Source organism: Streptomyces sp. NPDC101219 (assembly GCF_044767675.1).
In the GTDB taxonomy this organism is placed as follows: domain Bacteria; phylum Actinomycetota; class Actinomycetes; order Streptomycetales; family Streptomycetaceae; genus Streptomyces.
In genome coordinates this window covers 112,068-133,843 of record NZ_JBIWOK010000018.1, presented here as the reverse complement: position 1 = coordinate 133,843, position 21,776 = coordinate 112,068, and the positions used below count along the sequence as shown (strand labels likewise).

23 protein-coding genes and 1 pseudogene are annotated in these 21,776 nt (G+C 74.2%); 12 read left to right on the top strand and 12 right to left on the bottom strand.

Annotated features, from left to right (window positions below; translation table 11 throughout):
* Positions 1-59 precede the first annotated feature (59 nt).
* Entirely contained in the window at positions 60-662 is a 603-nt protein-coding gene (locus ACIRPP_RS28495) for a hypothetical protein (protein WP_164438814.1), read from the top strand.
* A gap of 156 nt (positions 663-818) precedes the next feature.
* Here ACIRPP_RS28495 and ACIRPP_RS28490 read toward each other — a convergent pair whose 3' ends face one another.
* Complete coding sequence (locus tag ACIRPP_RS28490) at positions 819-1,049, bottom strand: hypothetical protein (protein WP_164349776.1); 231 nt, start codon at positions 1,047-1,049, stop codon at positions 819-821.
* Between the two features lie 60 nt (positions 1,050-1,109).
* Between ACIRPP_RS28490 and map the strand changes: the two genes are divergently transcribed.
* The gene (gene map, locus ACIRPP_RS28485) at positions 1,110-1,967 is read left to right on the top strand and encodes a type I methionyl aminopeptidase (protein ID WP_164349778.1); all 858 of its coding nucleotides are present in this window, start codon (positions 1,110-1,112) and stop codon (positions 1,965-1,967) included.
* 156 nt (positions 1,968-2,123) lie between these two features.
* Positions 2,124-2,771, top strand: coding sequence for a heme oxygenase (biliverdin-producing) (locus ACIRPP_RS28480; protein ID WP_403648534.1), 648 nt, complete (start codon positions 2,124-2,126; stop codon positions 2,769-2,771).
* A gap of 82 nt (positions 2,772-2,853) precedes the next feature.
* Here the strand turns inward: ACIRPP_RS28480 and ACIRPP_RS28475 are convergent, their stop codons facing one another.
* The 4 genes from ACIRPP_RS28475 to ACIRPP_RS28460 all read right to left on the bottom strand — a co-directional run bounded on the left by ACIRPP_RS28475 (position 2,854) and on the right by ACIRPP_RS28460 (position 7,071).
* Positions 2,854-3,042 (bottom strand): hypothetical protein, encoded by a 189-nt coding sequence (locus tag ACIRPP_RS28475; protein WP_403648531.1) that lies wholly within the window; start codon positions 3,040-3,042, stop codon positions 2,854-2,856.
* A gap of 122 nt (positions 3,043-3,164) precedes the next feature.
* Complete coding sequence (locus ACIRPP_RS28470; protein WP_403648528.1) at positions 3,165-3,860, bottom strand: PhzF family phenazine biosynthesis protein; 696 nt, start codon at positions 3,858-3,860, stop codon at positions 3,165-3,167.
* 227 nt (positions 3,861-4,087) lie between these two features.
* Positions 4,088-5,632, bottom strand: a complete 1,545-nt coding sequence (locus ACIRPP_RS28465; RefSeq protein WP_403648525.1) for an HtaA domain-containing protein — start codon at positions 5,630-5,632, stop codon at positions 4,088-4,090.
* 32 nt (positions 5,633-5,664) lie between these two features.
* On the bottom strand, positions 5,665-7,071 hold the full coding sequence (locus tag ACIRPP_RS28460) for an HtaA domain-containing protein (protein WP_403648523.1): 1,407 nt from the start codon (positions 7,069-7,071) through the stop codon (positions 5,665-5,667).
* A gap of 111 nt (positions 7,072-7,182) precedes the next feature.
* On the opposite strand from ACIRPP_RS28460, the gene ACIRPP_RS28455 reads away from it, so the two are divergent.
* From ACIRPP_RS28455 to ACIRPP_RS28435, 5 genes and pseudogenes are all read left to right on the top strand, one after another.
* Positions 7,183-8,193 carry a hemin ABC transporter substrate-binding protein gene (locus ACIRPP_RS28455; RefSeq protein ID WP_403648520.1) on the top strand — a complete coding sequence of 337 codons (1,011 nt, stop codon included), beginning with the start codon at positions 7,183-7,185 and terminating at the stop codon, positions 8,191-8,193.
* Positions 8,194-8,198: 5 nt separating this feature from the next.
* Positions 8,199-9,287 (top strand): FecCD family ABC transporter permease, encoded by a 1,089-nt coding sequence (locus ACIRPP_RS28450; RefSeq protein WP_403648591.1) that lies wholly within the window; start codon positions 8,199-8,201, stop codon positions 9,285-9,287.
* Positions 9,284-10,105, top strand: a complete 822-nt coding sequence (locus ACIRPP_RS28445; RefSeq protein WP_403648518.1) for a heme ABC transporter ATP-binding protein — start codon at positions 9,284-9,286, stop codon at positions 10,103-10,105. Before ACIRPP_RS28450 ends, ACIRPP_RS28445 begins: the two co-directional genes overlap by 4 nt.
* A gap of 180 nt (positions 10,106-10,285) precedes the next feature.
* Positions 10,286-10,417, top strand: a pseudogene (locus tag ACIRPP_RS28440) (iron transporter); the annotation flags it as partial.
* Positions 10,380-11,381 (top strand): hypothetical protein, encoded by a 1,002-nt coding sequence (locus ACIRPP_RS28435; protein ID WP_403648515.1) that lies wholly within the window; start codon positions 10,380-10,382, stop codon positions 11,379-11,381. The pseudogene ACIRPP_RS28440 and the gene ACIRPP_RS28435, both read left to right, overlap by 38 nt.
* A gap of 196 nt (positions 11,382-11,577) precedes the next feature.
* Here ACIRPP_RS28435 and ACIRPP_RS28430 read toward each other — a convergent pair whose 3' ends face one another.
* Both ACIRPP_RS28430 and ACIRPP_RS28425 read right to left on the bottom strand, forming a co-directional pair.
* Complete coding sequence (locus ACIRPP_RS28430) at positions 11,578-12,312, bottom strand: bifunctional DNA primase/polymerase (protein ID WP_192235640.1); 735 nt, start codon at positions 12,310-12,312, stop codon at positions 11,578-11,580.
* 259 nt (positions 12,313-12,571) lie between these two features.
* Positions 12,572-13,204 carry a TetR/AcrR family transcriptional regulator gene (locus ACIRPP_RS28425; RefSeq protein ID WP_403648512.1) on the bottom strand — a complete coding sequence of 211 codons (633 nt, stop codon included), beginning with the start codon at positions 13,202-13,204 and terminating at the stop codon, positions 12,572-12,574.
* 99 nt (positions 13,205-13,303) lie between these two features.
* Between ACIRPP_RS28425 and ACIRPP_RS28420 the strand changes: the two genes are divergently transcribed.
* Positions 13,304-13,588: a DUF6243 family protein gene (locus ACIRPP_RS28420; protein WP_403648509.1), complete on the top strand. Its 285-nt coding sequence runs from the start codon at positions 13,304-13,306 to the stop codon at positions 13,586-13,588.
* 136 nt (positions 13,589-13,724) lie between these two features.
* Here ACIRPP_RS28420 and ACIRPP_RS28415 read toward each other — a convergent pair whose 3' ends face one another.
* From ACIRPP_RS28415 to ACIRPP_RS28405, 3 genes are all read right to left on the bottom strand, one after another.
* Positions 13,725-14,723, bottom strand: a complete 999-nt coding sequence (locus tag ACIRPP_RS28415; protein WP_403648507.1) for a small ribosomal subunit Rsm22 family protein — start codon at positions 14,721-14,723, stop codon at positions 13,725-13,727.
* A 223-nt stretch (positions 14,724-14,946) separates the two neighbouring features.
* The gene (locus ACIRPP_RS28410) at positions 14,947-16,080 is read right to left on the bottom strand and encodes a serine hydrolase domain-containing protein (RefSeq protein ID WP_403648588.1); all 1,134 of its coding nucleotides are present in this window, start codon (positions 16,078-16,080) and stop codon (positions 14,947-14,949) included.
* On the bottom strand, positions 16,077-17,375 hold the full coding sequence (locus ACIRPP_RS28405; protein WP_403648586.1) for a multidrug effflux MFS transporter: 1,299 nt from the start codon (positions 17,373-17,375) through the stop codon (positions 16,077-16,079). Before ACIRPP_RS28405 ends, ACIRPP_RS28410 begins: the two co-directional genes overlap by 4 nt.
* A 508-nt stretch (positions 17,376-17,883) precedes the next feature.
* Here ACIRPP_RS28405 and ACIRPP_RS28400 point away from each other — a divergent pair.
* Positions 17,884-18,885: a Gfo/Idh/MocA family protein gene (locus ACIRPP_RS28400; protein ID WP_403648504.1), complete on the top strand. Its 1,002-nt coding sequence runs from the start codon at positions 17,884-17,886 to the stop codon at positions 18,883-18,885.
* Between the two features lie 510 nt (positions 18,886-19,395).
* Here the strand turns inward: ACIRPP_RS28400 and ACIRPP_RS28395 are convergent.
* Positions 19,396-19,722, bottom strand: a complete 327-nt coding sequence (locus ACIRPP_RS28395; RefSeq protein ID WP_164335527.1) for a nuclear transport factor 2 family protein — start codon at positions 19,720-19,722, stop codon at positions 19,396-19,398.
* A 138-nt stretch (positions 19,723-19,860) separates the two neighbouring features.
* Here ACIRPP_RS28395 and ACIRPP_RS28390 point away from each other — a divergent pair, with 138 nt between their 5' ends.
* Positions 19,861-20,406 (top strand): DoxX family protein, encoded by a 546-nt coding sequence (locus ACIRPP_RS28390; RefSeq protein ID WP_403648501.1) that lies wholly within the window; start codon positions 19,861-19,863, stop codon positions 20,404-20,406.
* A gap of 65 nt (positions 20,407-20,471) precedes the next feature.
* Positions 20,472-20,843: a MazG-like family protein gene (locus ACIRPP_RS28385; protein WP_403648499.1), complete on the top strand. Its 372-nt coding sequence runs from the start codon at positions 20,472-20,474 to the stop codon at positions 20,841-20,843.
* Between the two features lie 55 nt (positions 20,844-20,898).
* Here ACIRPP_RS28385 and ACIRPP_RS28380 read toward each other — a convergent pair whose 3' ends face one another.
* Positions 20,899-21,744 (bottom strand): ABC transporter ATP-binding protein, encoded by an 846-nt coding sequence (locus ACIRPP_RS28380; protein ID WP_403648496.1) that lies wholly within the window; start codon positions 21,742-21,744, stop codon positions 20,899-20,901.
* Between the last annotated feature and the right edge of the window lie 32 nt (positions 21,745-21,776).

The window sequence follows — 21,776 nt, the reverse complement described above, 5'->3', positions numbered from 1 at the left end:
GGGTGAACCGGGGCCGAACGCCGCGCGGGGGCGGCCGGGTTGGAGCAGGATGCGGTCGCATGGATGCGGTACGGGTCGCGCTGCTGCGGGAAGTGCTCGCCGGGACCGAGTGGCTGGGCGCCACCCGGCGGTTCGCGGGGGTGCTGCGGGGGGCGGTGGTGTCCCACGGGGGCGGGCTGCTGCTGGTGGGCACGCGGGCCTACGAGCCGTGGCACCTGGCGGCGCACCTGGTGGACGAGGCGGCCTGGTCGGGCACCCCGGAGCTGGCGCCGACGCTGGTGCGGCACGGGGCGCGGCCCTCGGATCCGGCGCATCTGGCGGTGGGTCCGGGCCGGCTGTCGGCGGCGCGGCGGGGCGAGACGGTGCTGGTGGTGGCGCCGGGCGAGCCGGGCGCGGTGCTGCTGGAGCGGGTGTCGGACGCCCGGCGGGCCGGGGCGACGGTGCTGGCGCTGGGGCCGGGTGACGGCGAGCTGCCGGGCACCGCGCACGAGACGCTGGCCGTGCCCGACGGTTCCGAGCTGGACCTGGACACCGTGCAGCACCTGGTGAGCGCCGCGGCCGGGGAGAACGCCCTGCCCGCACCGCGCGGGCGGCACCGGTTCCGCGACCGGCTGTCGCGGCTGGCGGACCTGCTGACGGCTCCCCCGCCGTCACGCTGGTGACGTGACGGCGGGGAGCCCGTCACGGGCGCACGGACCGCCCGCGTCCCGGACGGCGCTCCCCGGAGAGCCCGCGCCCAGGACGGCCCTGGCCGGACCGCCCGCGCCCAGGACCGCGCACCCAGGACCGCCCCGCCAGCACCGCTCGTCCCACTCGCTTCACTCGTCGTCGCGCTCGCGCTCCGGGTCGTCGTGCCACCGCGGGTCGTTCTCCCACTGGAGGTTGCGCTCGCGGGCGGTCTCCATCGCCCGCTCGGCCTCCGCCGGGCTTGCGTACGGACCGAAGCGGTTCTTGCCGGGGCAGTCGGGGCCCTCCTCGACCTTCATGTGCTCCAGGCAGTAGTACCACTCGCCCGGCTTTCCGGCGGTCCGCTTCTTGAACAGGGGCATGACCGGCTCCTTTCGCCTCGGAAGATGGTCCCCCGTCGGGGCTGAATTAGACTCGCCGGCATGTCTGGCCAGTCGCTGCTCGTCCCGGGGGAGCTGTCCCCCACCCGTTCCGTACCCGGAAACATCCGTCGTCCCGAGTACGTCGGCAAGCCCGCCCCCACTCCGTACACCGGGCCGGAGGTGCAGACGCCCGAGACGGTCGAGGCGATGCGGACCGCCGGGCGGATCGCCGCGCAGGCCATGGCGGAGGCGGCCCGGCACATCGCGCCGGGCGTCACCACGGACGAGCTGGACCGGGTGGCGCACGAGTTCCTGTGCGACCACGGCGCCTACCCGTCCACGCTGGGCTACCGCGGTTTCCCCAAGTCGCTGTGCACGTCGGTCAACGAGGTGATCTGCCACGGCATCCCCGACTCGACGGTGCTGCGCGACGGCGACATCGTGAACCTGGACGTGACCGCGTACATCGGCGGGGTGCACGGCGACAACAACGCCACGTACCTGGTGGGCGACGTCGACGAGGAGAGCCGGCTGCTGGTGGAGCGCACCCGGGAGGCGCTGAACCGGGCGATCAAGGCGGTGAAGCCGGGCCGGCAGATCAACATCATCGGCCGGGTGATCGAGTCCTACGCCAAGCGGTTCGGCTACGGCGTGGTGCGGGACTTCACCGGGCACGGCATCAACACCGCGTTCCACTCGGGCCTGATCGTCCCGCACTACGACAGCCCGCACGCGACCACGGTCATGCAGCCGGGGATGACGTTCACGATCGAGCCGATGCTGACGCTGGGCACCCACGAGTACGACCTGTGGGACGACGGCTGGACGGTCGTGACCAAGGACCGCAAGCGCACCGCGCAGTTCGAGCACACGCTGGTGGTGACGGACTCGGGCGCGGACATCCTCACGCTGCCGTAGCCGCCGCGTCGTCTCCCTTTCCCCCGTGGCCCGCCCTCTCCGGAGGGCGGGCTTCTTTCGTGCGCGGGCGGGGTAGGAGGTCATCGCCGGAAGATGCCGACAGCTTGTCGGCAAGGTATTGACTTAGGTAAGCCTAACCATAGAAGATCGGGACTCATGGACTCCTTCTCGACCCTGATCCGCACCGCGTCGCACGAGCAGCACGTGGAGGCGGAGAACTCGACGTTCATGAGCGACCTGCTGGGCGGCCGCCTGGGCGTGGACGCGTACGCGCGCTACACGGAACAGCTCTGGTTCGTCTACGAGGCTCTGGAGTCCGGCGCCCCCCGGCTGGCGTCGGACCCGGTGGCCGGACCCTTCATCCGTCCCGAGCTGCTGCGCCTGCCGTCGCTGGAGCGGGACCTGGCCCACCTGCGCGGCCCCGACTGGCGTTCCGGGCTCCGGGCGCTGCCCGCCACCCGGGCCTACGCGGAGCGTGTCGCCGGCTGCGTACGGGACTGGCCGGCGGGATACGTCGCCCACCACTACACCCGCTACCTGGGCGACCTGTCCGGCGGCCAGATCATCCGCGACAAGGCCGAGAAGACCTGGGGCTTCGCGAAGAAGGGCGACGGGGTCCGGTTCTACGTCTTCGAGGAGATCGGCAACCCGGCCGCCTTCAAGCGGTCCTACCGCGAGCTGCTGGACGCGGTGCCGGTGGACGACCTGGAGAAGCAGCGCATCGTCAGCGAGTGCAAGCGCGCCTTCGCGCTGAACACGGACGTGTTCCGGGCCCTGGGCGAGGAGTTCCCGCTGTCGGCCTGAGCCAGGGCCGGACAGCGGCGCCGGACGCGTCCGGGCCCCGGCGCACGGGGGCGCGGGGGGCCCGGACGGGTGGGGCGCGGGACTAGCCGTGGCAGTTCGCGCCGCCCCACTCGATCTCGGCGGTGTCCGTCTCGATCTCGCCGAAGTACGGGCTGCACGTGGCGTGGTCGTCGCCGGACCCATGGTGGTCGGACGCCTGCGCCGTGGCCACGCCACCGGTGGTCAGCGCGGCGGCCAGGACGGCCACGGCCAGGGCGGATCGGATGCGCATGGGATTCCTCTCGGGAGGGTGAGTGATCACGCCCAGAGGTCCCCCTTCACCGGCCCCCACACACACGGTTCCACCCGGACGGACGCGCGCGGATGCGCTGGTCAGCGCTGCGCGTACACCCGTCAGCGTTCCAGGTACACCCGTCCGCCGATCTCGGTCCACCCGTGCGGCTGCGGAGCCGTCAGGATCTGCGAGCCCGCCCCCTGGGTGATGTTCAGGGCGCGGCCCAGGTGCTCGGTGAGCAGCAGCGCCGCCGCGCCCGTCGCCTCGTCCTCCCGGGTCTCCCCGGCCTGCCCGGCGTGGCCGTCGCCGCCGTCACCGCCGTCGCCGTCCCGGCGGGTGAAGGCGCGGGCCCGGACCCGGCCGCCCGGCTCGTCCTCCCAGGCCCAGGCGTACAGCGGCGGCTCGCCCTCGCGCATCGACGGCACCGCCAGGCCGTCCACCTCGGCCGCGGACGCGTACTGGTGCAGGGTGTGCCGCGGCACCCAGTCCGCCCGCGCCTCGATCCAGCAGAACTCGCCGTCCTGCCGCGCGCCCATCACGCCCACGTCGGTGGTGAGTTCGGGCACGTCGAGCAGCCAGGCCGCGCCGACGCAGGGGTGGCCGGCGAACGCCGGGTGCCGGGCCGGTGTGCGGATGTCGATCGCCCCGCGCTCGGGGTCGTCGACGAACACGGTCGCGCCGAAGCCGAGTTTCGCGGCCAGCGCCTGCCGCTCACCGTCCTCCGGCAGCACCGATCCGTCGCGCACCACCCCGAGTTCGTTGCCGTACCCACCACGGGGCCCGCAGAAGACACGCAGCACGTCGTAGTCAGTCACGCGACGCATTCAAGCACCGCCCTCCGCCCGCCCCGGCCCCGGTCCCGGGGGCCCGTGCGGCCGTCGGCCTCGGGGTGGCGTCCGGGGGGATGCCTTTCGTCGCCCGCTTCGCGCTGCCGGCGTTCAACCGCTGACCCCCCGCCGCCCGGCGGGGCACGGGCGGGGACGGCGGAAGGGGTGCCCCGGGACGGAACCGGGGCACCCCTTTCCCTTCGTACCCGCGCGGGCTACTCGGCCGCGGGGCGGCGCCTGCGCACCGCGAGGACCACGCCCGCGCCCGCCGCGACGGCCACGGCCGCCGCCGTGCCCAGCGCGGCGGCCGGGACGTCGGAGCCGGTGCTGGCGAGGCCGCCGGTCAGGTCGCCCGTCGCACCCAGGCCGCCGGTCGTGGAACCGCTGGGGCCGGGACCGCCCGCGGAGCCCGACCCGGAGCCGGCAGTACCGGAGCCTCCCGTGCCGCCGCCCGAACCGCTGCCGCCGGGCAGGGCCGCGCCGTCGGTCAGGGCGACGGACAGGCCGACCGGGTCGAGCGCGGTGCCGGCGGTGTAGAAGTCGCCGAAGGCGGTCGCACCGGACTTGGTGAGGGTGGCCGCGATGTCGTTGACCGTGATGACGTCGCTCTTGGCGGTCAGCCGGGGCGACTTGGCCTTCAGCTCGGCGAGGACCACGTCCTGGGACGTCTTGCCGAGGCTGGTGACGTCGGCGGTGAGCGTGCCGGAGCCGCCCTTCAGGGTGGCCCTGAGGTCGGTCAGGGTGAGGTCGAGGGCGTGGCTGCCGTTGGACTCGTGGCCCTTGAAGTTGACCGCGCCCTTGAAGGCGGCCTTGAGGCTGCCCGCCTCGGTGTCGTAGGTGCCGGAGGCGTCGGGGAAGGTGAAGGCGCCGTTGCCGGCGGCCTGCTTGGCGCCGGCGGAGACGGTGACCTTGCCCTTGGCCACCGGGCCCACCACGTAGGCGCGGAAGGAGTCCTTCACGCCCCAGCCGAGGGTGCCGTCGGCTATCTGGCCGCGGGTGACGGGCGCGGCCGGCTCACCGGGAGTCGTGGGCTTGCCGGTCGGCTTGTCGGTCGGCTTGTCCGTGGGCTTCTCGGTCGGCTTCTCCGACGGCTTGTCGGTGGGCTTGTCCGTCGGCTTGTCGGTCGGCTTGTCCGTGGGCTCGCCGGGCTCGCCGGACGGCTCGTCCGTCGGCTCCGGGTCGGGCGAGGGGGACGGCTCCGTCTTCTGCAGCACCGTCAGCGGGTCACCCGCCGCGCCCTCGTAGCTCGCACTGCCGAGGACCTCGCCGGCCTCCTTGGTCAGCTCGGTCGCCATGTCCTTCATGCCGCGGGTCACGGTGACCTTGGCGAGCGGGACGTCGTCGAGGGTCGTGCCGTCGCGGGTCACGTCCGCGGTGATCTCGGCGTCCCCGCTGTCGAACCTGATGTCGGACAGGGTGAGGTCGAAGCGGTGGGCCTCGGAGACGATCCGGAGGCTCCCCCGGAAGCCGAGGGAGACCGTGTGGCCGGTGGAGTCGTAGCTGCCGGTGCCCTCCTTGAAGGTGAAGGCGCCGTTGCCGTCGGCCTGGACGGCGCCACCGGTGGGCGTGAAGGTGCCCTTCGCCATGCCGGTGACGTAGGCGCGGTAGCTGTCCTTGATGCCCCAGGTCAACTCGTAACCGGTGAGCGGGACTTCGGCGGCCGAGGCGGCGGGTGCGCCGATCAGGGCGGTGGCGCCGAGGGCGGTGGCCGTGGCCACGGCGGCGGCGAGGGCGGTGGAGCGGCGGCGTCTGGCGGGCATGGTCGGGTGTCTCCTCATCGGGGTTCGGGGTGTCAGTCGGCCTGCGGGGTGTCCGCGGCCGGGCGGGCGCGGCGCCTGCGGACGGCGACCGCGGCTCCCGCGGCCAGCACCAGCAGGGATCCGGCGGCAAGGGTCAGGGGCAGGACGGGGAGGCCGTCGTCGTTCCGGGCCACGCCGGCCACGGGTTCGGCGGACGGGCCGTCCGTGACGGAGGGGGACGGGGACGGTGAGGGGGCGGTGCTGCCGAGGTCGGGCAGCGCGGGCAGTTCGGCGTCGTCGGTGAGGGCGACGGCCAGGGACACCGGGTCCATCGCGGTGCCCTTCGGGTACATCCCGCCGAGTGCCTCGGCGCCCTCGGCGGTGAGCTTCGCGGGTGCCTCGGTCACCGTGACCAGGCCCTTGCGGGGCTTGAGCTGCTTGGCGGCGAAGGTGACCAGCGGGACCTTCTTCCCGGTGCGCTCCGGGCTCACGACGTCGGCGTAGAGGGTGCCGCGGCCGTCCTCGACGGTGACGCGGACGCCGCTGAGGGCGAGGTCGAGGCCCTGCTCGCCGGTGAACCGGACGGTGCCGTCGAAGGCGGCGGTCAGGTCGCCGTCGCGGTAGGTGCCGGAGCCGCCGGGGAAGCGGTAGAGGGCGCCGCCGTCGAGGGCGCCGGAGGACAGGGTCCACCTGCCGCGGGCGATGTCGCCGGTGACGTACTCGCGGAAGGTGCGGCGCACGCCCCAGTCGACGGCGCCGTCGCGCAGCCTGCCCTCCGGGGCGTCGGCCCTGGCGCGGGGCGACTTCGAGGCGGGCGGGGTGGACGGCTGCTTCGCCGCGGGCCGTCGCACGTCGGCCGCGAGGCTGACCGGGTCCAGTGCGGTGCCGACGGTGTAGTACCCGGCGAAGGAGTGGGCGCCCTGGGCGGTGAGGGTGGCGGGGAGGTTGTTCAGGACGACGGAGGTGCCGCCGCCCCGCATGTCGATGCCGCCCAGGGAGAGGGAGGCGAAGGGCACCTGACGGGACGTCGTGACCGCCCCGGTGCCCCTCGCCTTGCTGACGACGTCCACGTAGAGCGTGCCGGAGGAGCCGGAGATGCTCACGGTGGGACGGCTGAGGGTGAGGTCGAGCTGGTGGGCGCCGCCCGCCGTGCGGTGGCCGACGAAGCGCACCCCGCCGGAGAAGGCGGCGCGGAAGGAGCCGGTGTCGGCGTCGTAAGTACCGGTCGCCGAGTGGAAGCGGAAGCCGCTGCCGCCCACCGTGGCCGCACCGCCGGTCAGGGAGTAACCGCCCTTGGCGACGGGCCCGGTGACGTAGTTCTGGAAGGACGACTTGATGCCCCAGTCCAGGCGTCCGCCCTGCACGGTGCGGCTCTCGGCGTGCGCGCCGGCAGCCGGCAGGAGCGCTCCGAGGACGGCGGCGCACAGCACGGTCACGAGAGCGCGTGGGCGGGTGGGCATGGCAGGTCCTCCGGAGACGACGACCGGTAGCGAACGAAGGTAAGGCTAACCTAAGCTACGACCTGACAACATCAACAGTGGACGGAAGGAACGGACGGAACCGTGCGACGCTTGCGCACCCGACTGGCGGGAGCACTGCTGTCCGTGCTCGCCCTCACCCTCACCACCGCCGCCTGCGGCGGACCCTCGGGGGCCGCCACGCCCTCCTCCGACGGCCGTTCCGCGAGCCCGGCGGCCGACCGCGTCGAACCGCTCGCGGACACCCCGGCGCCCGACCTCCCGGTCACCGTCCGCTCCGCGGACGGCCGGAAGGTGACGGTCGGCAAGGCGGAGCGGCTGGTGCCGCTCTCGGGCAGCCTCAGCGAGATCGTGTTCACCCTGGGCCTCGGCGAGCGGGTCGTCGCCCGCGACGTCACCGCCACCTTCGCCCAGGCGGAGAAGCTGCCCGTGGTCACCCGCGGCCACGACGTCTCCGCCGAGAGCGCGCTGTCGCTGCGGCCCGACCTGGTGCTCGCCGAGACCACCAGCGGCCCCGCCGAGGCCATGGACCAGATCCGCGCGGCCGGCATACCCGTCCTCGTCGTCGGCCCGGCCGCCGGACTCGACGACGTGGGCCCGCGCATCGAAGCCGTCGCGAAGGCGCTCGGCGTACCGGCCGCCGGACAGAAGCTCACCCGCCGCACGGAGCAGCGCATCGCCGCCGTCACCGGCACCGTCCCGGACGAACGGCCCCGCCCCCGCGTGGCGTTCCTCTACCTGCGCGGCTCCGCCTCCGTCTACCTCATCGGCGGCAGGGGCTCCGGCGCCACCTCGCTGATCGAGGCGGCCGGGGCCGTCGACGCGGGGGCCGCGTCCGGGCTGGAGAAGGACTTCACCGCCATCACCAGCGAGGCCCTCGTCAAGGCGGCCCCGGACGCGATCCTCGTGATGGAGAAGGGTCTGGAGTCCGTCGGCGGCGTCGACGGGCTGGTCGAGATCCCCGGGGTCGCGCAGACCCCCGCCGGGATGGACCGGCGCGTCGTCTCCGTCCCGGACGGGATCCTGCTCAACTACGGTCCGCGCACCGACCAGGTGCTCACCTCGGTCGTGGAGCAGCTGTACGCCGACGGCGGTGCCGAGTGAGCGTCCTGGAGAAGACCGTCCCGAAGCCGGGTCCTGCCCCCTCCCCCACGACCACGGGCCGCCGACGCCGCACCACGGCCTGGCTGTTGAGCGCCGGACTCGTCGTCGCGCTCCTCGTCCTGGTGCCGGTCGCCGCCGGTACGGGCGCCTACCCCGTGCCCGTCGGCGACGTCCTCGCCTCGGTACAGCACCGCATGGGCCTCGGCGGCGGCGCACTGGACCGGGTCGCCGAGTCCGTGCTGTGGAACGTCCGCTTCCCGCGCATCGTGCTCGCGCTGCTCGTCGGCGCCTCGCTGGGCTGCGCCGGCGCCCTGATGCAGGGCGTGTTCGGCAACCCGCTCGCCGAACCCGGCGTCATCGGGGTGTCCTCCGGGGCGGCCGTCGGCGCGGTCGCCGCGATCGCGCTGGGGCTGAACTTCCTCGGCACCTGGACGGTGTCGGTGCTCGCCTTCGTCGCGGGCCTGGTCACCGTCCTGCTGGTGTACGTGATGTCCCGCGCGGGCGGCCGGACCGAGGTGGTCACCCTCATCCTCACCGGCATCGCGGTGAACGCCTTCGCGGGCGCCCTCATCGGCCTGTTCCTGTTCTTCGCGGACACCGCGGCCGTCAACCAGATCACCTTCTGGCAGCTCGGCTCGCTGTCCCAGGCAACCTGGCCGAAGGTGCTCGCCGTCCTGCCGTGCGCACTCCTCGGCCTGGCCGTGGCCCCCCTGTACGCGCGCCGGCTGGACCTGCTGGCGCTGGGCGAACGGCCCGCCCGGCACCTCGGCGTGGACGTGGAGCGGCTGCGCATCGTGCTCGTCCTGGTCATCGCGCTGCTCACGGCGGCCGCGGTGAGCGTCTCCGGCATCATCGGCTTCGTCGGCCTGGTCGTCCCGCACCTGCTGCGGATGGCCGCCGGACCCGGGCACCGCTTCCTGCTGCCGGGCAGTGCGCTCCTCGGCGCGCTGGTGCTCCTGGCCGCCGACCTGACCGCCCGTACCGTCGCCGAACCCGCCGAGCTGCCGCTCGGTGTGCTCACGGCGCTGATCGGCAGCCCGTTCTTCTTCTGGCTGCTGCGCCGCACCCGTCGCAAGCAGGGAGGCTGGGCATGATCCGGCTGCGTCACCGTCCCGTACCGCCGCCGCCCGCGGAGCCGGGCGACGTCCTCGTCCAGGCCGAGCGGGTGGCCGTCCGGCTCGGCGGCCGGGACGTCCTCGCGGGCGTCGACGTCACCGTCCGGGCCGGTGAGGTGCTCGCCCTCGTCGGCCCCAACGGGGCAGGCAAGTCCACCCTGTTGAGCGTCCTCGCCGCCGACCTCGCGCCCACGGCGGGGACCGTACGGATCCACGGCCGCCCGGCGTCCGGCTGGTCGGCGCCCGACCTCGCGCTGCGCCGGGCCGTGCTCCCCCAATCCGCTTCTCTGTCCTTCCCGTTCACGGTGGAGGAGGTGGTCCGGATGGGCCGGGCGCCCTGGACCGGCGCCGGCCCCGGCGAGGACGACACGGCCGTCGCCGACGCCATGGCCGCGACCGAGGTGACCGCCTTCGCCGCCCGCCCGTTCTCCGCGCTCAGCGGCGGCGAACGGGCCCGGGTCGCGCTGGCCCGGGTGCTGGCGCAGCACGCCCCGGTGCTGCTGCTCGACGAGCCGACCGCCGCGCTGGACATCCGGCACCAGGAACTGGTGCTGCGGCTGTGCCGGGAACGGGCCCTGGCCGGTGACGCGGTCGTCGTGGTGCTGCACGACCTCGGCCTCGCCGCGGCCTACGCGCACCGGGTGGCGGTGCTGTGCGACGGCCGGGTGGCTGCGGACGGCCCGCCGTCCGACGTCCTCAACGGGCCACTTCTGTCACGGGTGTACGACCAGCGGGTCGAGGTGTTCCCGCACCCGCGCACCGGCGCGGTCCTGGTCCTCCCGGCCCGCGACGGGTGACGCCCGCCGCGGCCCGGCCGGGGCTCGCAGCGGCGGGACGGAGGCTCCCAGGCCGTGGTGACGGGGGCTCCCCGGCAGCGGGACGGCGGCTCCCAGGCCGTGGGACGGAGGCTCCCAGGCAGTGGGACGGGGCTCCCCGGCGGTGGGCGGGGGCTCCATCGGGGCGGCCGGGCGCGGGATGTCACGGTGTGGCCGCTGTCCCCGGTCCCGGCGTTCGCGCACCCGGCCGCCCCGGTAGGGTTCGCCTCCGGGAAGGGGAAGGTGAAGGAACCGGATGAGCAGGGATCTCGGCCTTCGAAGGCTCCGCGGGCTGGACCGGAGCGCGTTGCTGGCGGCCTCGGTGACCGTGTTGTCGCTGACGGCGAGCGGGTGCGTCGTCGTGCACGGCGAGCGGGAGGTGCGCCCGGCCACCACCCAGGACGAGGCCGCGAAGGCCCTCCAGGATTTCACCACCGCCTACAACAAGGCGGACAAGGCGTTCGACGGCTCCCTGGACGCCGAGTACACCACCGGCGCGCTCGCCGACATCGACGCGGCACGGCTGAAGGCGGGGCGGGCCAACAACCCGGACGGCAACCCGCAGCACACGCCGCTGCGGCTGTCGGACGCGCGCTTCACCATCCCCAAGAAGGCGGGCTGGCCCCGCTGGTTCGTCGCCGACGCGGCCGGCAACAAGGGCGGGGACAACCGCTGGCTGCTGGTGTTCACCCGGGACGGCGTGGACGACACCTGGGAGGCCGCCTACCTCACGCTGGTCGCCCCGGACGCCGTACCCGAGTTCAAGACCGACGCCGACGGCTGGGCCGAGGCCGTCCCCGCCAACTCCACCGATCTGGCCGTACCGCCAAGCGAATTGGGCCGGCAGTACGCCACCTATCTGAAGGACGGCGGTGACGCTTTCGCCGAGGGCCCGCACACCAGCGGGTGGCGGTCGGTGCGCACCAAGCAGTCCGCGCGCCCGGGACTGGCCACCCAGTACATCGACGAGCCGGTCACGAACGGCGACTACGCGCCGCTGGCGCTGCGCACCCGGGACGGCGGGGCGCTGGTCTTCTTCACCACGCGGCACTTCGAAAAGCAGACGGCGGCGGCCGGGACGTCCGTACCGACCCCGAACAAGAACGTCCTCGCGCTGACCACGGGAGACATCGGGCAGTCCCTCACGATGGAGTTCCTCTCCAACGGGGCGGCCCTCGACCCGGCCGGCGACGCGGCCGAGGACACGGTGCGCATCCTGGGGCGGACCCATGGGCTGACCTCGGCCAAGGGCGAGTAGCGGGGCAAGCGGCGGGGGCGGCGGTTGTGCGTGCCGTGCGGCGGCTGCGGTCGGTCGTGCGGCGGGGCGCGGTGGGCGCCGGCCAGGCCCTGCTGTGGTGCTGTGATGCGGGTCGTGTGGTGGGGCTCGGGCCAGGCCCTGAGGTGGTGCGGGTGATACGGGTCGCGTGGTGGGGCTCGGGCAGGTGGCCGGTGGGTCAGCGGCGCAGGGGCCAGGCGGTGTGGGCCTGGTCCGACTGGGCGCCGACGTGCCGGGCGCACGCGTCGGTGAGGGCTTCCAGCAGGCTGAGCGGCTCCGGCAGCGGATGCTCGGGGCCGCGTACCCAGTGCACGGACCGGCCGTCGTCACCGGGCAGCCGGGCGGGCGGTACCAGGACGTAGGACCCGCGGCAGTGCCAGCGCAGACCCGGATGCTCGTCCATGGTCTCGGGATGGCAGTCCAGCTCGCACGGCCACCACTCGTCCTCGTCCTCGGGCGTGCCGCGGGTGAGGGTGAAGAACAGCATCCGGCCGTCGTCGCTCTCGGCGACGGGACCCACCTCGACCCCGGCGGCGAGCAGCCGCTCCAACGCCTCGCGACCGGCATCGAGGGGCACGTCGAGGACGTCGTGCACCATGCCGGTCGCGGTGATGAAGTTGGCCTGCGGCTGATGTCGGGCCCAGCGCTCGATCTGGGCGCGGTCCGTCGTGGACTGCGTCTGCCAGGCGAAGGACACCGGGTGCCGGGCCGGGGTGGGACAGCCGACGCGGTCGCAGGAACAGCGGTATCCGGCCGGATGGGCGGCGGGCGCGAGGGGCAGTCCCGCACCGGCCGCGGCGAGCAGCAGGGCCTCACGGCCGCCTTCGTCAGCGGCCGGTTTCGGTCGGCGTCCGCGCAGCCACTGGGTGAGTTTGCCCTGCCTGCCGGTCCGACCGCCGAACTCCGCGCTCATCTATCCCCTCGCCTCGCCGTCCTGTTCCACAGCATGCCCTATGGTCGCACCATCCTGCGCATCGGGGGGCCGGAGCCCACAATCTGCGCAGGTGGGACGAGGGGACCCGTACCGGACCCGTAGCGTCCGGTCCCGGCCACGCACGCCTGCCGATCTTGGCGCGCGCCCGCCGGCCGACGGCCCGACACCCGGGCACCCCGGCACCCGGGGTACGGGCCGGGGTGGCGAGCCCCGGCCCGGTGTCGGCCGGGGGGCGGAGTCAGCGCGGGGCGAGGCCGTGGAGCGCGTAGTCGACGAGGGTGTCGGTGTACTCGTGGCTGATCGGGCCGCTGTACTGGAGCCAGCGCTGGGCGAGCGGGGCGACGAACAGCTCCAGGGCGATGCGCGGGTCGACGTCGGGGCGGACCTGTCCGGCCTCCTGCGCGGAGCGCAGCCGCTCGACGTAGAGCTGGAGCTGGGGTTCGAGCAGCTGGGAGACGAACCTGCGGCCCAGCTCCTCGTTCACGACCCCCTCGGCGGCCAGCGCACGGGACGGTGCCTCGAAGGTGGGGTCGTGCAGCTCGTCGACGGTGGCGCGCAGGACCGCCTTCAGATCGGCGGCGACGTCGCCGGTGTCCGGGATGCCCTGCGGCTGCGGGTCCTCGGAGGCGGCGCGGGCGGCCTGCTCGCTCAGGTCCAGGAAGGCTTCCAGGAGCACGTCCGCCTTCGACGGCCACCAGCGGTAGATCGTCTGCTTCCCGACGCCGGCGCGGGCGGCGATGCCCTCGATGGTGGTGCGGGGGTAGCCGACCTCGGAGACCAGGGCGAGGGCGGCGTCGTAGATGGCCCGCCGGGAGCGCTGGCTGCGGCGGGTGGAGTCGGGTGCGGTGCGCGGGGTCTGGTTCGAGGACATGTCTCGAATTTAGCAGGTTGACAAGACGCTCCGTCTCGCCTGACACTGGGTGAGCCGAATCGAGACGAGACGTCTCGTCAATGAGAGGGAGGAAACACCATGACCCGTGGTGGAGGAAACATGCTGGGCGTCGGAGGCACTCGCCGGAACCTCGGCCGCAGGGCCCTGCGCGGCGGCGCGAACGGAGAACGCGTCGGCGGCGGCGTCGACCCGCAGACCCAGAAGCGCGAACTGCTGCGCAAGCTGCAGGAGAAGCGGCAGGGGCAGGGGAAGGGCCAGTGGACGGCGACGGCGCCTGCGACGGCGAGGCAGCAGGAGGGAAGGATGGAACAGCACAGCGGGAAAGGGCAGCTGAGCGGGAAAGGCCGGGAAGGGGGCCGGTGAACCGAGGGGCGGGGGCGCCTGCGCCTGGGGTGGGCGCCTGCGCCGGGCGGGGGCGCCTGCGCTGGGAGGTGGCCGCCCCCGCCGGGAGGTGGCCGCCTGCGCCGGGAGGTGGCCGCCTACGCCGGGAGGTGGCCGCCTACGCCGGGGCCGGGGGCGGCCAGGGGTCGCCCCAGTCGGTGTCCCGGGCCGCCCGGTACTGATCGCCGTGGCGCTTGGTGACCGTGGCACGCCGCAGCGACGGGGGCGTCTCGCACAGGTCGAGGAGGACCTGGCCCTTGCGGATCTGCGGTTTGCGCACCACCCGGGAGGCGGCCGGGACGGCCGGCAGGCGGGTCACGGCGACGTAGCTGAACTTCTCGTCCTCGTAGGCGAGAGAGCCGCCCTTGACCTGGCGGTGCAGCGAGGAGCGGCTGACCCGGGCCGAGAAGTGGCACCAGTCCGTACCGGGCACGATGGGGCAGCCCTCGCTGTGCGGGCAGGGGGCGGCGACCCGGAAGCCGGCGGAGATCAGCCGGTCGCGGGCCTCGATCACCCGCGTGTATCCGTCGGGGGTGCCGGGCTCGACGATCACGACGGTGCGGGCGGCTCCGGCGGCCGCGTCGACGAGGGCCGCGCGGTCCGCCTCCGTCAGTTCGTTGAGGACGTAGGAGACCGTCACGAGATCGGTGCTCTCCAATGTGAGCGCCGATCCGATCCGCGAGCGCTGCCAGCTGACGTCCTTCAGCGCGGGGTGGGACGCGGCGAGCTCCCGCCCGACGGCGAGGGCGGGTTCGGCCCAGTCCAGGACCGTCACCGGCCGCTCCCCGCCCCAGGTCGCGTTCACCGCCCAGGCGGCGGCACCGGTGCCGCCGCCGACGTCCAGGTGGTCGCCGGGCGCCCAGTCGGGAACGGTGTCCGCGAACGCCTCCAGCGCCGACCGCACCGCCTCGAACGTCGCGGGCATGCGGTACGCGGCGTAGGCCGCCACGTCGGCCCGGTCGCGCAGGATGGGCGCTCCGGTGGGGGTCGCCCCCCGGTAGGTGGAGATCAGCCGCTCGACGGCCTGCGCGGCCTGCCGGGGCGGCAGCCCGTCCAGCAGCCCGGCGAGGGCGGAGCGCAGGGTGTCGGCGGGGGTCAGGGGGGCGGGCGCGTTCACCCGGTGAGTCTATGCGGCGGGGCGGGCCGGTCCGGGAGGCCGGGGCTGCGCGGACGAGCTCTCGACGGGCTCGCGACTCGCTCTCGCCCCCCTCCCCCGCACGTCCCGCGGCCGCTCCCCCGCGCCGCGATGCACCCGTTCACGGCACCACCGTCACCGACCCGCCGTCACGGCACCACCGTCACCGGCCCGCCGTCACGTCACCACCGCCAGGTCACCGCCGTCACCGGCCCCGCACCGCCCGCGCCAGGCGCGAGGCCGCGCGTGCCCGGGGCCCGTTGTCCGGGGTGGGGCGGCGGCGCGGGTGGACGGTGTTGGCGAGCAGGACCAGGAAGGTGTCCGTCGCCCGGTCCAGGACGAGGGACGTGCCGGTGAAGCCGGTGTGGCCCGCCGCGCCCCGGCCCGCGAGGTCCCCCATGAACCACCGCTGGTCCAGGGCGAATCCCAGGCCCGGCGGCGTGAACAGCAGGTCCACGAAGTCGGGGCCGAGGATGCGGGCCGGCCCGTAGGAGCCGCCGGCCAGCAGGGCCCGACAGAAGACGGCCAGGTCGTGGCCGGTGGAGAACAGCCCGGCGTGGCCGGCGACCCCGCCCAGCGCCCAGGCGTTCTCGTCGTGCACCTCGCCCCGCACCGGGCCGCGGTCAGCCTTCCCCCACGGCCGCCGCTGGTCCTCGGTGGCCGCCGCGCCGGGGCAGGGCCCGAAGTCCGTGGCCGTCATCCCCAGGGGCCGGGTGATGCCGTCGTGGACGAGGGTGTCGAGAGGGCGGCCGGTGAGGCGTTCCAGGAGGTGCTGGAGCAGCAGCATGTTCAGGTCGGAGTAGCAGTACGTGCCGGGCACCCCGACGGGCTGCTCGGCGCGGAGCAGCGCCAGCCGTTCCGCGTCGTCGGCGCAGTCGTACAGCGGAAGTTCGGGCCGCAGCCCGGAGGTGTGGGTGAGCAGCTGGCGGACGGTGACGCCGTGCCGGGCGGCACCGGTGAAGTCCGGGAGGTAGGCGCCCACCCGGGCGTCGATGCCGAGGGTGCCGCGCTCGATCTGCTGCACGGCGGCCACCGAGGTGAACAGCTTGGTGAGGGACGCGAGGTCGAACGGGGTGTCCACGGTCATCGGGACGCGTTCGGCCGGGGGCAGTTCCACCCCGGCGTCCGTCTCCTCGTCGTAGGCGGCGAACCGCACGGCCCAGCCCGCGGCCTCCCGCACCACGAGCACCGGGCCGCGCCCGGCGAACACGACGGCGCCCGCCGCCCAGGGGCGTTCACCGGTGGTGGCCTCGTGGATCTCCCGGACCAGGTGCCCGAGTTCGTCCGCGTCGAGCCCGGCCCGCTCCGCTGTGCCGTGGCGCAGTCTCGGTGCGCTCAGTGCTCCTCCCCCGCCCTCTGGCCCTCGCTCGCGCGCAGCGTACCGGGCTGCTCCGCGCCGCCCGCGCCGCCGTCCGCTTCGGCGCGTACCCGCGCCCGTCCCGGTCGGCACAGTGTCACGAAGCAGGCCATCGCGACCAGCGCGGCGCCCAGTTGGACGACGGCCATGGGGACGGCACTGTCCTCGCCGGCGATGCCGACCAGCGGGGAGGCGATCGCGCCGATGAGGAAGGAGGACGTGCCGAGCAGCGCGGACGCGGAGCCGGCGGCGTACCGGGTGCGCATCAGCGCGAGCGCCTGGGTGTTGGGCAGCGTGATGCCCATCGCGGACATCAGCACGAACAGCGCCACCGCGACCGGCCCGAGCCCGACTTCGCCGAACACACCGACCGACATCAGCAGCAGCGCCGTCGCCGCGAGGATGACGATCGACAGGCCGAGGGCGAGCACCTTGTCGAGGCTCACCCGGCCGACGAGCACCTTGCCGTTGATCTGGCCGACGAGCACCAGGCCCACCGAGTTCAGCCCGAACAGCAGGCTGAACGTCTGCGGGGAGGCGCCGTGGATCTCCTGCACGACGAACGGGGAGGCGGCGATGTAGGCGAACAGGGCGGCGAACGCGAACCCGCCGGCGAGGAGGTAGCCGGTGAACGGGCGGTCGGCGAGCAGTCGGCGCATCGCGCCGAACGTCTCCCGGACGCCGCCGGTGTGCCGCTCCGCGGGCGGCAGCGTCTCCGGCAGCTTCGCCCAGACCACCACCGCCAGCACGGCGCCCAGCACGGCGAGGACGAGGAACACGCCGCGCCAGTCGGTCACCCGCAGCACCTGCCCGCCGACCAGCGGCGCCACGACCGGCGCCACCCCGGAGATCAGCATCAGGGTGGAGAAGAAGCGGGCCACGGCCACGCCCTCGTACAGGTCACGGACCACCGCCCGCGCGATGACGATGCCGGCGGCCCCCGCGAGCCCCTGGACCAGCCGGAAGGCGATGAGGAGTTCCACCGTGGGCGCGAACGCGCACACCGCCGTGGCCACCACGTAGGCGGCAAGGCCCACCAGCAGCGGGCGCCGGCGCCCCAGCCGGTCGCTCAACGGCCCCACGAGCAACTGGCCCAGAGCCATGCCGGCCAGGCAGGCGGTGAGCGTGAGCTGCACGGTGGAGGCGGGCGCGTGCAGGGACCGGGTGACCTCGGGCAGCGCCGGGAGGTACATGTCCATCGCCAGCGGGGCGGTGGCGGTCAGGCTGCCGAGGATGAAGGTCACCAGGAGCCGGGCCCGGCCCGCCGGCCCCCGCAGGGCCGAGGCACGCCGGTCGACGGCGGCCCGCGCGCGGACGTCTTCGGTACGGGCGTCTTCGGTACGGGCGTCCTTGACGCGGAGGTCACCGGTGCGGGCGTCGTCGGTGAGGGTGTCGCCGGTGCGGACGCCTCCGCCCTTCGCGACCGTCACCGTCGGGTGCGTCGCCGCCGGCCCCCCGGTGCTCGTCGTACCCGCCGTGCCCGCCGTGCCCGCCGTACCCGCCGTACCCGCCGTGCCCGTCGCACCCGTCCTGCCCGTCGCTCCGCCGCCCGCTCTGCTGCCCGCCGCGGCTTCCGCCGTCGTGCCGACTGCGGCCTCCGCCGCCGTCTCCCCCGTCGCGCGCGCTGTCGAGTTCGCCCCGGACGCCCCACCCTCGGGCATGCGACCCCCTCCCATTTCGAGTCATCCGCTCCCTATGCTCTCAGCTCGTACGGAGTGCTCGGCGTCGACGGTGACGCTGTGGGAGCGCTTCCATGGTGCGGGATCGTGAACGAGGGTGGGACGGATGACAGGGCAGAACGTGCGGTGGGGCATCCTGGCGACGGGCGGGATGGCCGCGACGTTCACGGCGGATCTGGTCGATCTGCCGGACGCTGAGGTCGTGGCGGTGGCGTCGCGGTCGCAGGAGTCGGCGAAGGCGTTTGCCGAGCGGTTCGGGATCCCGCGGGCCTACGGCGACTGGGAGTCGCTCGCCCGGGACGAGGACGTCGACGTCGTCTACGTGGCCACTCCGCACACGGCGCACCGCGCGGCGGCCGGGCTGTGCCTGGAGGCCGGACGGAACGTGCTGTGCGAGAAGCCGTTCACGCTCAACGTGCGGGAGGCCGGGGAACTGGTCGGACTGGCACGGGAGAACGGGCGCTTCCTGATGGAGGCGATGTGGATGTACTGCCACCCGATGGTGCGGCGCCTGAAGGCGCTGGTGGACGACGGCGCGATCGGTGAGGTCCGCAGCGTGCAGGCGGACTTCGGGCTCGCCGGCCCGTTCCCGCCCTCGCACCGGCTGCGGGACCCGGCGCTGGGAGGGGGCGCCCTGCTGGATCTCGGCGTGTACCCGGTGTCGTTCGCCCAGCTGCTGCTCGGGGAGCCGTCGGAGATCGCGGCGCGAGCGGTGCTCTCGGAGGAGAGCGTCGATCTCCAGACGGGTGCGCTGCTCTCCTGGGAGAGCGGTGCTCTCGCTTCGGTGCACTGCTCCATCGTCGGCGGAACGGCAACCTCCGCCTCGGTCACCGGCTCCGAGGGCCGCATCGACATCCCGTACGGCTTCTTCCATCCCGATCGGTTCGTGCTGCACCGGGCCGGGCGGGACCCGGAGGAGTTCGGGGCGGACCCGGCCGACGGACCGCGCGACAGCCTCAAGCACGAGGCCACCGAGGTGATGCGCGCCCTGACGGCCGGCGAGAAGGAGTCCCCGCTCGTGCCGCTCGACGGTACGCTCGCGGTCATGCGGACGCTCGACACCATCCGGGACCGGGTCGGCGTTTACTACCCGGGCGAGACCCGCTGAGCCGCGGAGGCGGGAGCCTCACCGTCGACGCCCGCCGGGCTCGGCGCCGGCCCGCCGACGGCCCACCACCCCTCCCCGCCCCCCACGCCCCGTCAGATGGTCCAACGCTCAACCCTTACAAACGGACTGGATAAGTCCGCCCCATTGCGGCAGGCGACAGACCTATGCTCAACTCTCCTACACACATGCTTCACATGTGGAGCAGAGGTCTTCCGCAGGCCATTTCCTGGGGGGAGACGGCAGCCGCTCCACGCCACCGGGTGGGGGTGGATCCGCGCGGGACCGCGGATACGCACCGGTGCGTGGAACGGCTGCCGTCCTGTGTGCCACGGGCGGGGCAGCGGCGGACGAGTCCCGGGCTGCCGGCGGGGCCCCGGGAAGCGAGCGAGGCCCCGGCGGCGGCAAGGCGGCGGGCGACGCCCCACGTCGCGGGTGAGGCCCCACGGGCCCCACGTCGCGGGTGAGGCCCCACGTCGCGGGCCGGGCCAGGGTGGCCGGCAGGCTCCGAGATCAGGCCTGCCCCGTCTCGAAGCGGGAGATCCGGCCGTCGTCGTCGACGGTGAAGCTCCAGCGGGTGCGCATCTCGCCCCAGGTGTCGTTGCGGTAGCTGACGACGAGACCACGACCGCCGTTGATCTCCTTCTCGACGTCCATGTGGCCGTTGGAGGAGAAGATCTCGCGGTCGGTCCAGTCGGCGAGGTCCCGCTCGGTACCGTCGTCGGCCATCGTCGCGCCCTCGGCGAGCACGGCCGTGAAGGCCTCGCGGTCGTGGTTGTTGACAGCCGTGACGAAGGCGCGGACGGCCGGGTCGCTGAGTCGCGTGGTCTGAATCGCCATGCCAGTCAGCGTGGTCCCGAACCGGACGCCCCGCCACCCACGCCACCCGAACGGCGCCCGCCGCGGTTCGGACCGGCGGCCCGGGTGCGACGGTGGACCGGGGGACGAGCCATAGCCGCGGGACCGACGGGAGACGACGTGACCTGCTACGACCGACGTGATCTGGGCCTGCTGCTGCTCCGGCTGGGAACGGGCGGTGTGCTGGCCGCGCACGGCACGCAGAAACTGTTCGGCTGGTTCGGCGGGGGCGGCATCGAGGGCACCGGCCACTTCATGGAGAGCATCGGCTACGTCCCGGGCAAGGCCAGCGCCACGGCCGCCGGGGTGGCCGAGACGGGCGGGGGCACACTGCTCGCCCTGGGCCTGGCCACCCCCGCCGCGGGCGCCGCGGCCGCCGGGGCGATGGCGGGCGCGGCGGCCGTGCACACGCCCAGCGGCTTCTTCAACCAGGCGGGCGGCTACGAGTACGCCGCGACGCTCGGCCTGATGGCCGCCGGGCTCGCCGTGACGGGCCCCGGCCGACTCTCCCTCGACGAGGCACTCGGCCACACCGTCAACCGGGGGTGGATGCTGCCGGTGGCCTTCGCGGTGACCACGGCGGCCACAGTGGTGGTCGTGGGAGCGCGGGGCCGACGGCTGCGGAAGGCCAAGGAGGGCGAGCAGGAAGCCCTGTTCGAGGAGTGACGCCCGGGCGAGGGGCATCCGGCGGTGCTGCCCCCACTGTCGGTACCTTGTGCCACGCTCGCCGTATGAGCGATCACCCGACGTCTCCCGTGCCGTCGCCGCCCGGCCTGTGGGAGTCCATCGACGAGTTGTGCGTCTGGCTCGACACCCACCGGCCGGTCGACGGCCCCGACGGGCTGCTGCTGCGCATCCTGAAGCTGTCGGAGGAGGTCGGCGAGGTCGCCCAGGCGGTGGTCGGCGCCACCGGCCAGAACCCGCGCAAGGGCACCACGCACACCTGGGACGATGTGCGGTCGGAGTTGTGCGATGTCGCCGTCACGGCCCTGGTGGCGCTGCGCACGCTCACCCCGGCCGCCCCCGAGGTGTTCGCCCGGCACCTGGAGGAGGTCACCCGCCGTTCGCTCGCCGCCCGCCGGCCGGACGCCTCCGAGGTCTGAGCGGTCCGAGCGGTCCGAGTGGAAACAGACCCGGCCGACGCGGGGCGCCGCGCCGTCAGGGCCTCTTGTCCAGTGGCCGTGGCCGCACGCCGCCGTCGTCCTCCGCCCGGAGCGGTACAGCAGCCGCCGGGCCGCCCCGTTTCGCCGCCTGGATCTGCTCGTGGACCCGGGTGCGCAGTACCGTGAAGCGCGGGTCCGCGCGGGTGTGGAGCTGGTCACGCCGGGCGGGGAGGTCGACGGTCAGCTGTTCCTGGACCACGGTCGGGGACGACGACAGGATGACGACCCGTTCCCCCAGGTAGACGGCCTCGTCGATGTCGTGGGTGATGAACAGGACGGTCACGCCGAGTTCCTGCCACAGCCGGCGGACCAGGTCCTCCAGGTCCGCGCGGGTCTGGGCGTCGACGGCCGCGAACGGCTCGTCCATCAGGAGCACTTCCGGCTCGTGGGCCACGGCCCGCGCGATGGCGACACGTTGCTGCATGCCGCCGGACAGCTGCCAGGGGTAGGCGCCCACGGTGTCGTCGAGGCCGACGGCGTGCAGGGCGTGTTCGACCAGCTCCCGGCGGCGGGCCCTGGTCAGGTGTTTCTTCTGGCGCAGCGGCAGTTCGACGTTGTCGCGCACCCGCATCCAGGGGAAGAGGCTGCGGCCGTACTCCTGGAACACCACCGCCGTCCCGGGCGGCGGCCCGGTGACCCGGCGCCCCCGCAGCAGGACCTCGCCGGAGGTGGGGGCGAGCAGACCGGCGACGCACTTCAGCAGCGTCGTCTTGCCGCACCCGGACGGGCCGACGACGCAGACCAGTTCGCCCGCCTCCAGGGAGAAGGTGAGGTCGCGCACCGCCTCGACGTGCCGGCCGTGTCCCTCGTAGACCTTCCGCAGCGCCCTCACGTCGAGCATGTGCCGTCCTTTCGCGGGTGGGCGCGGCCTGT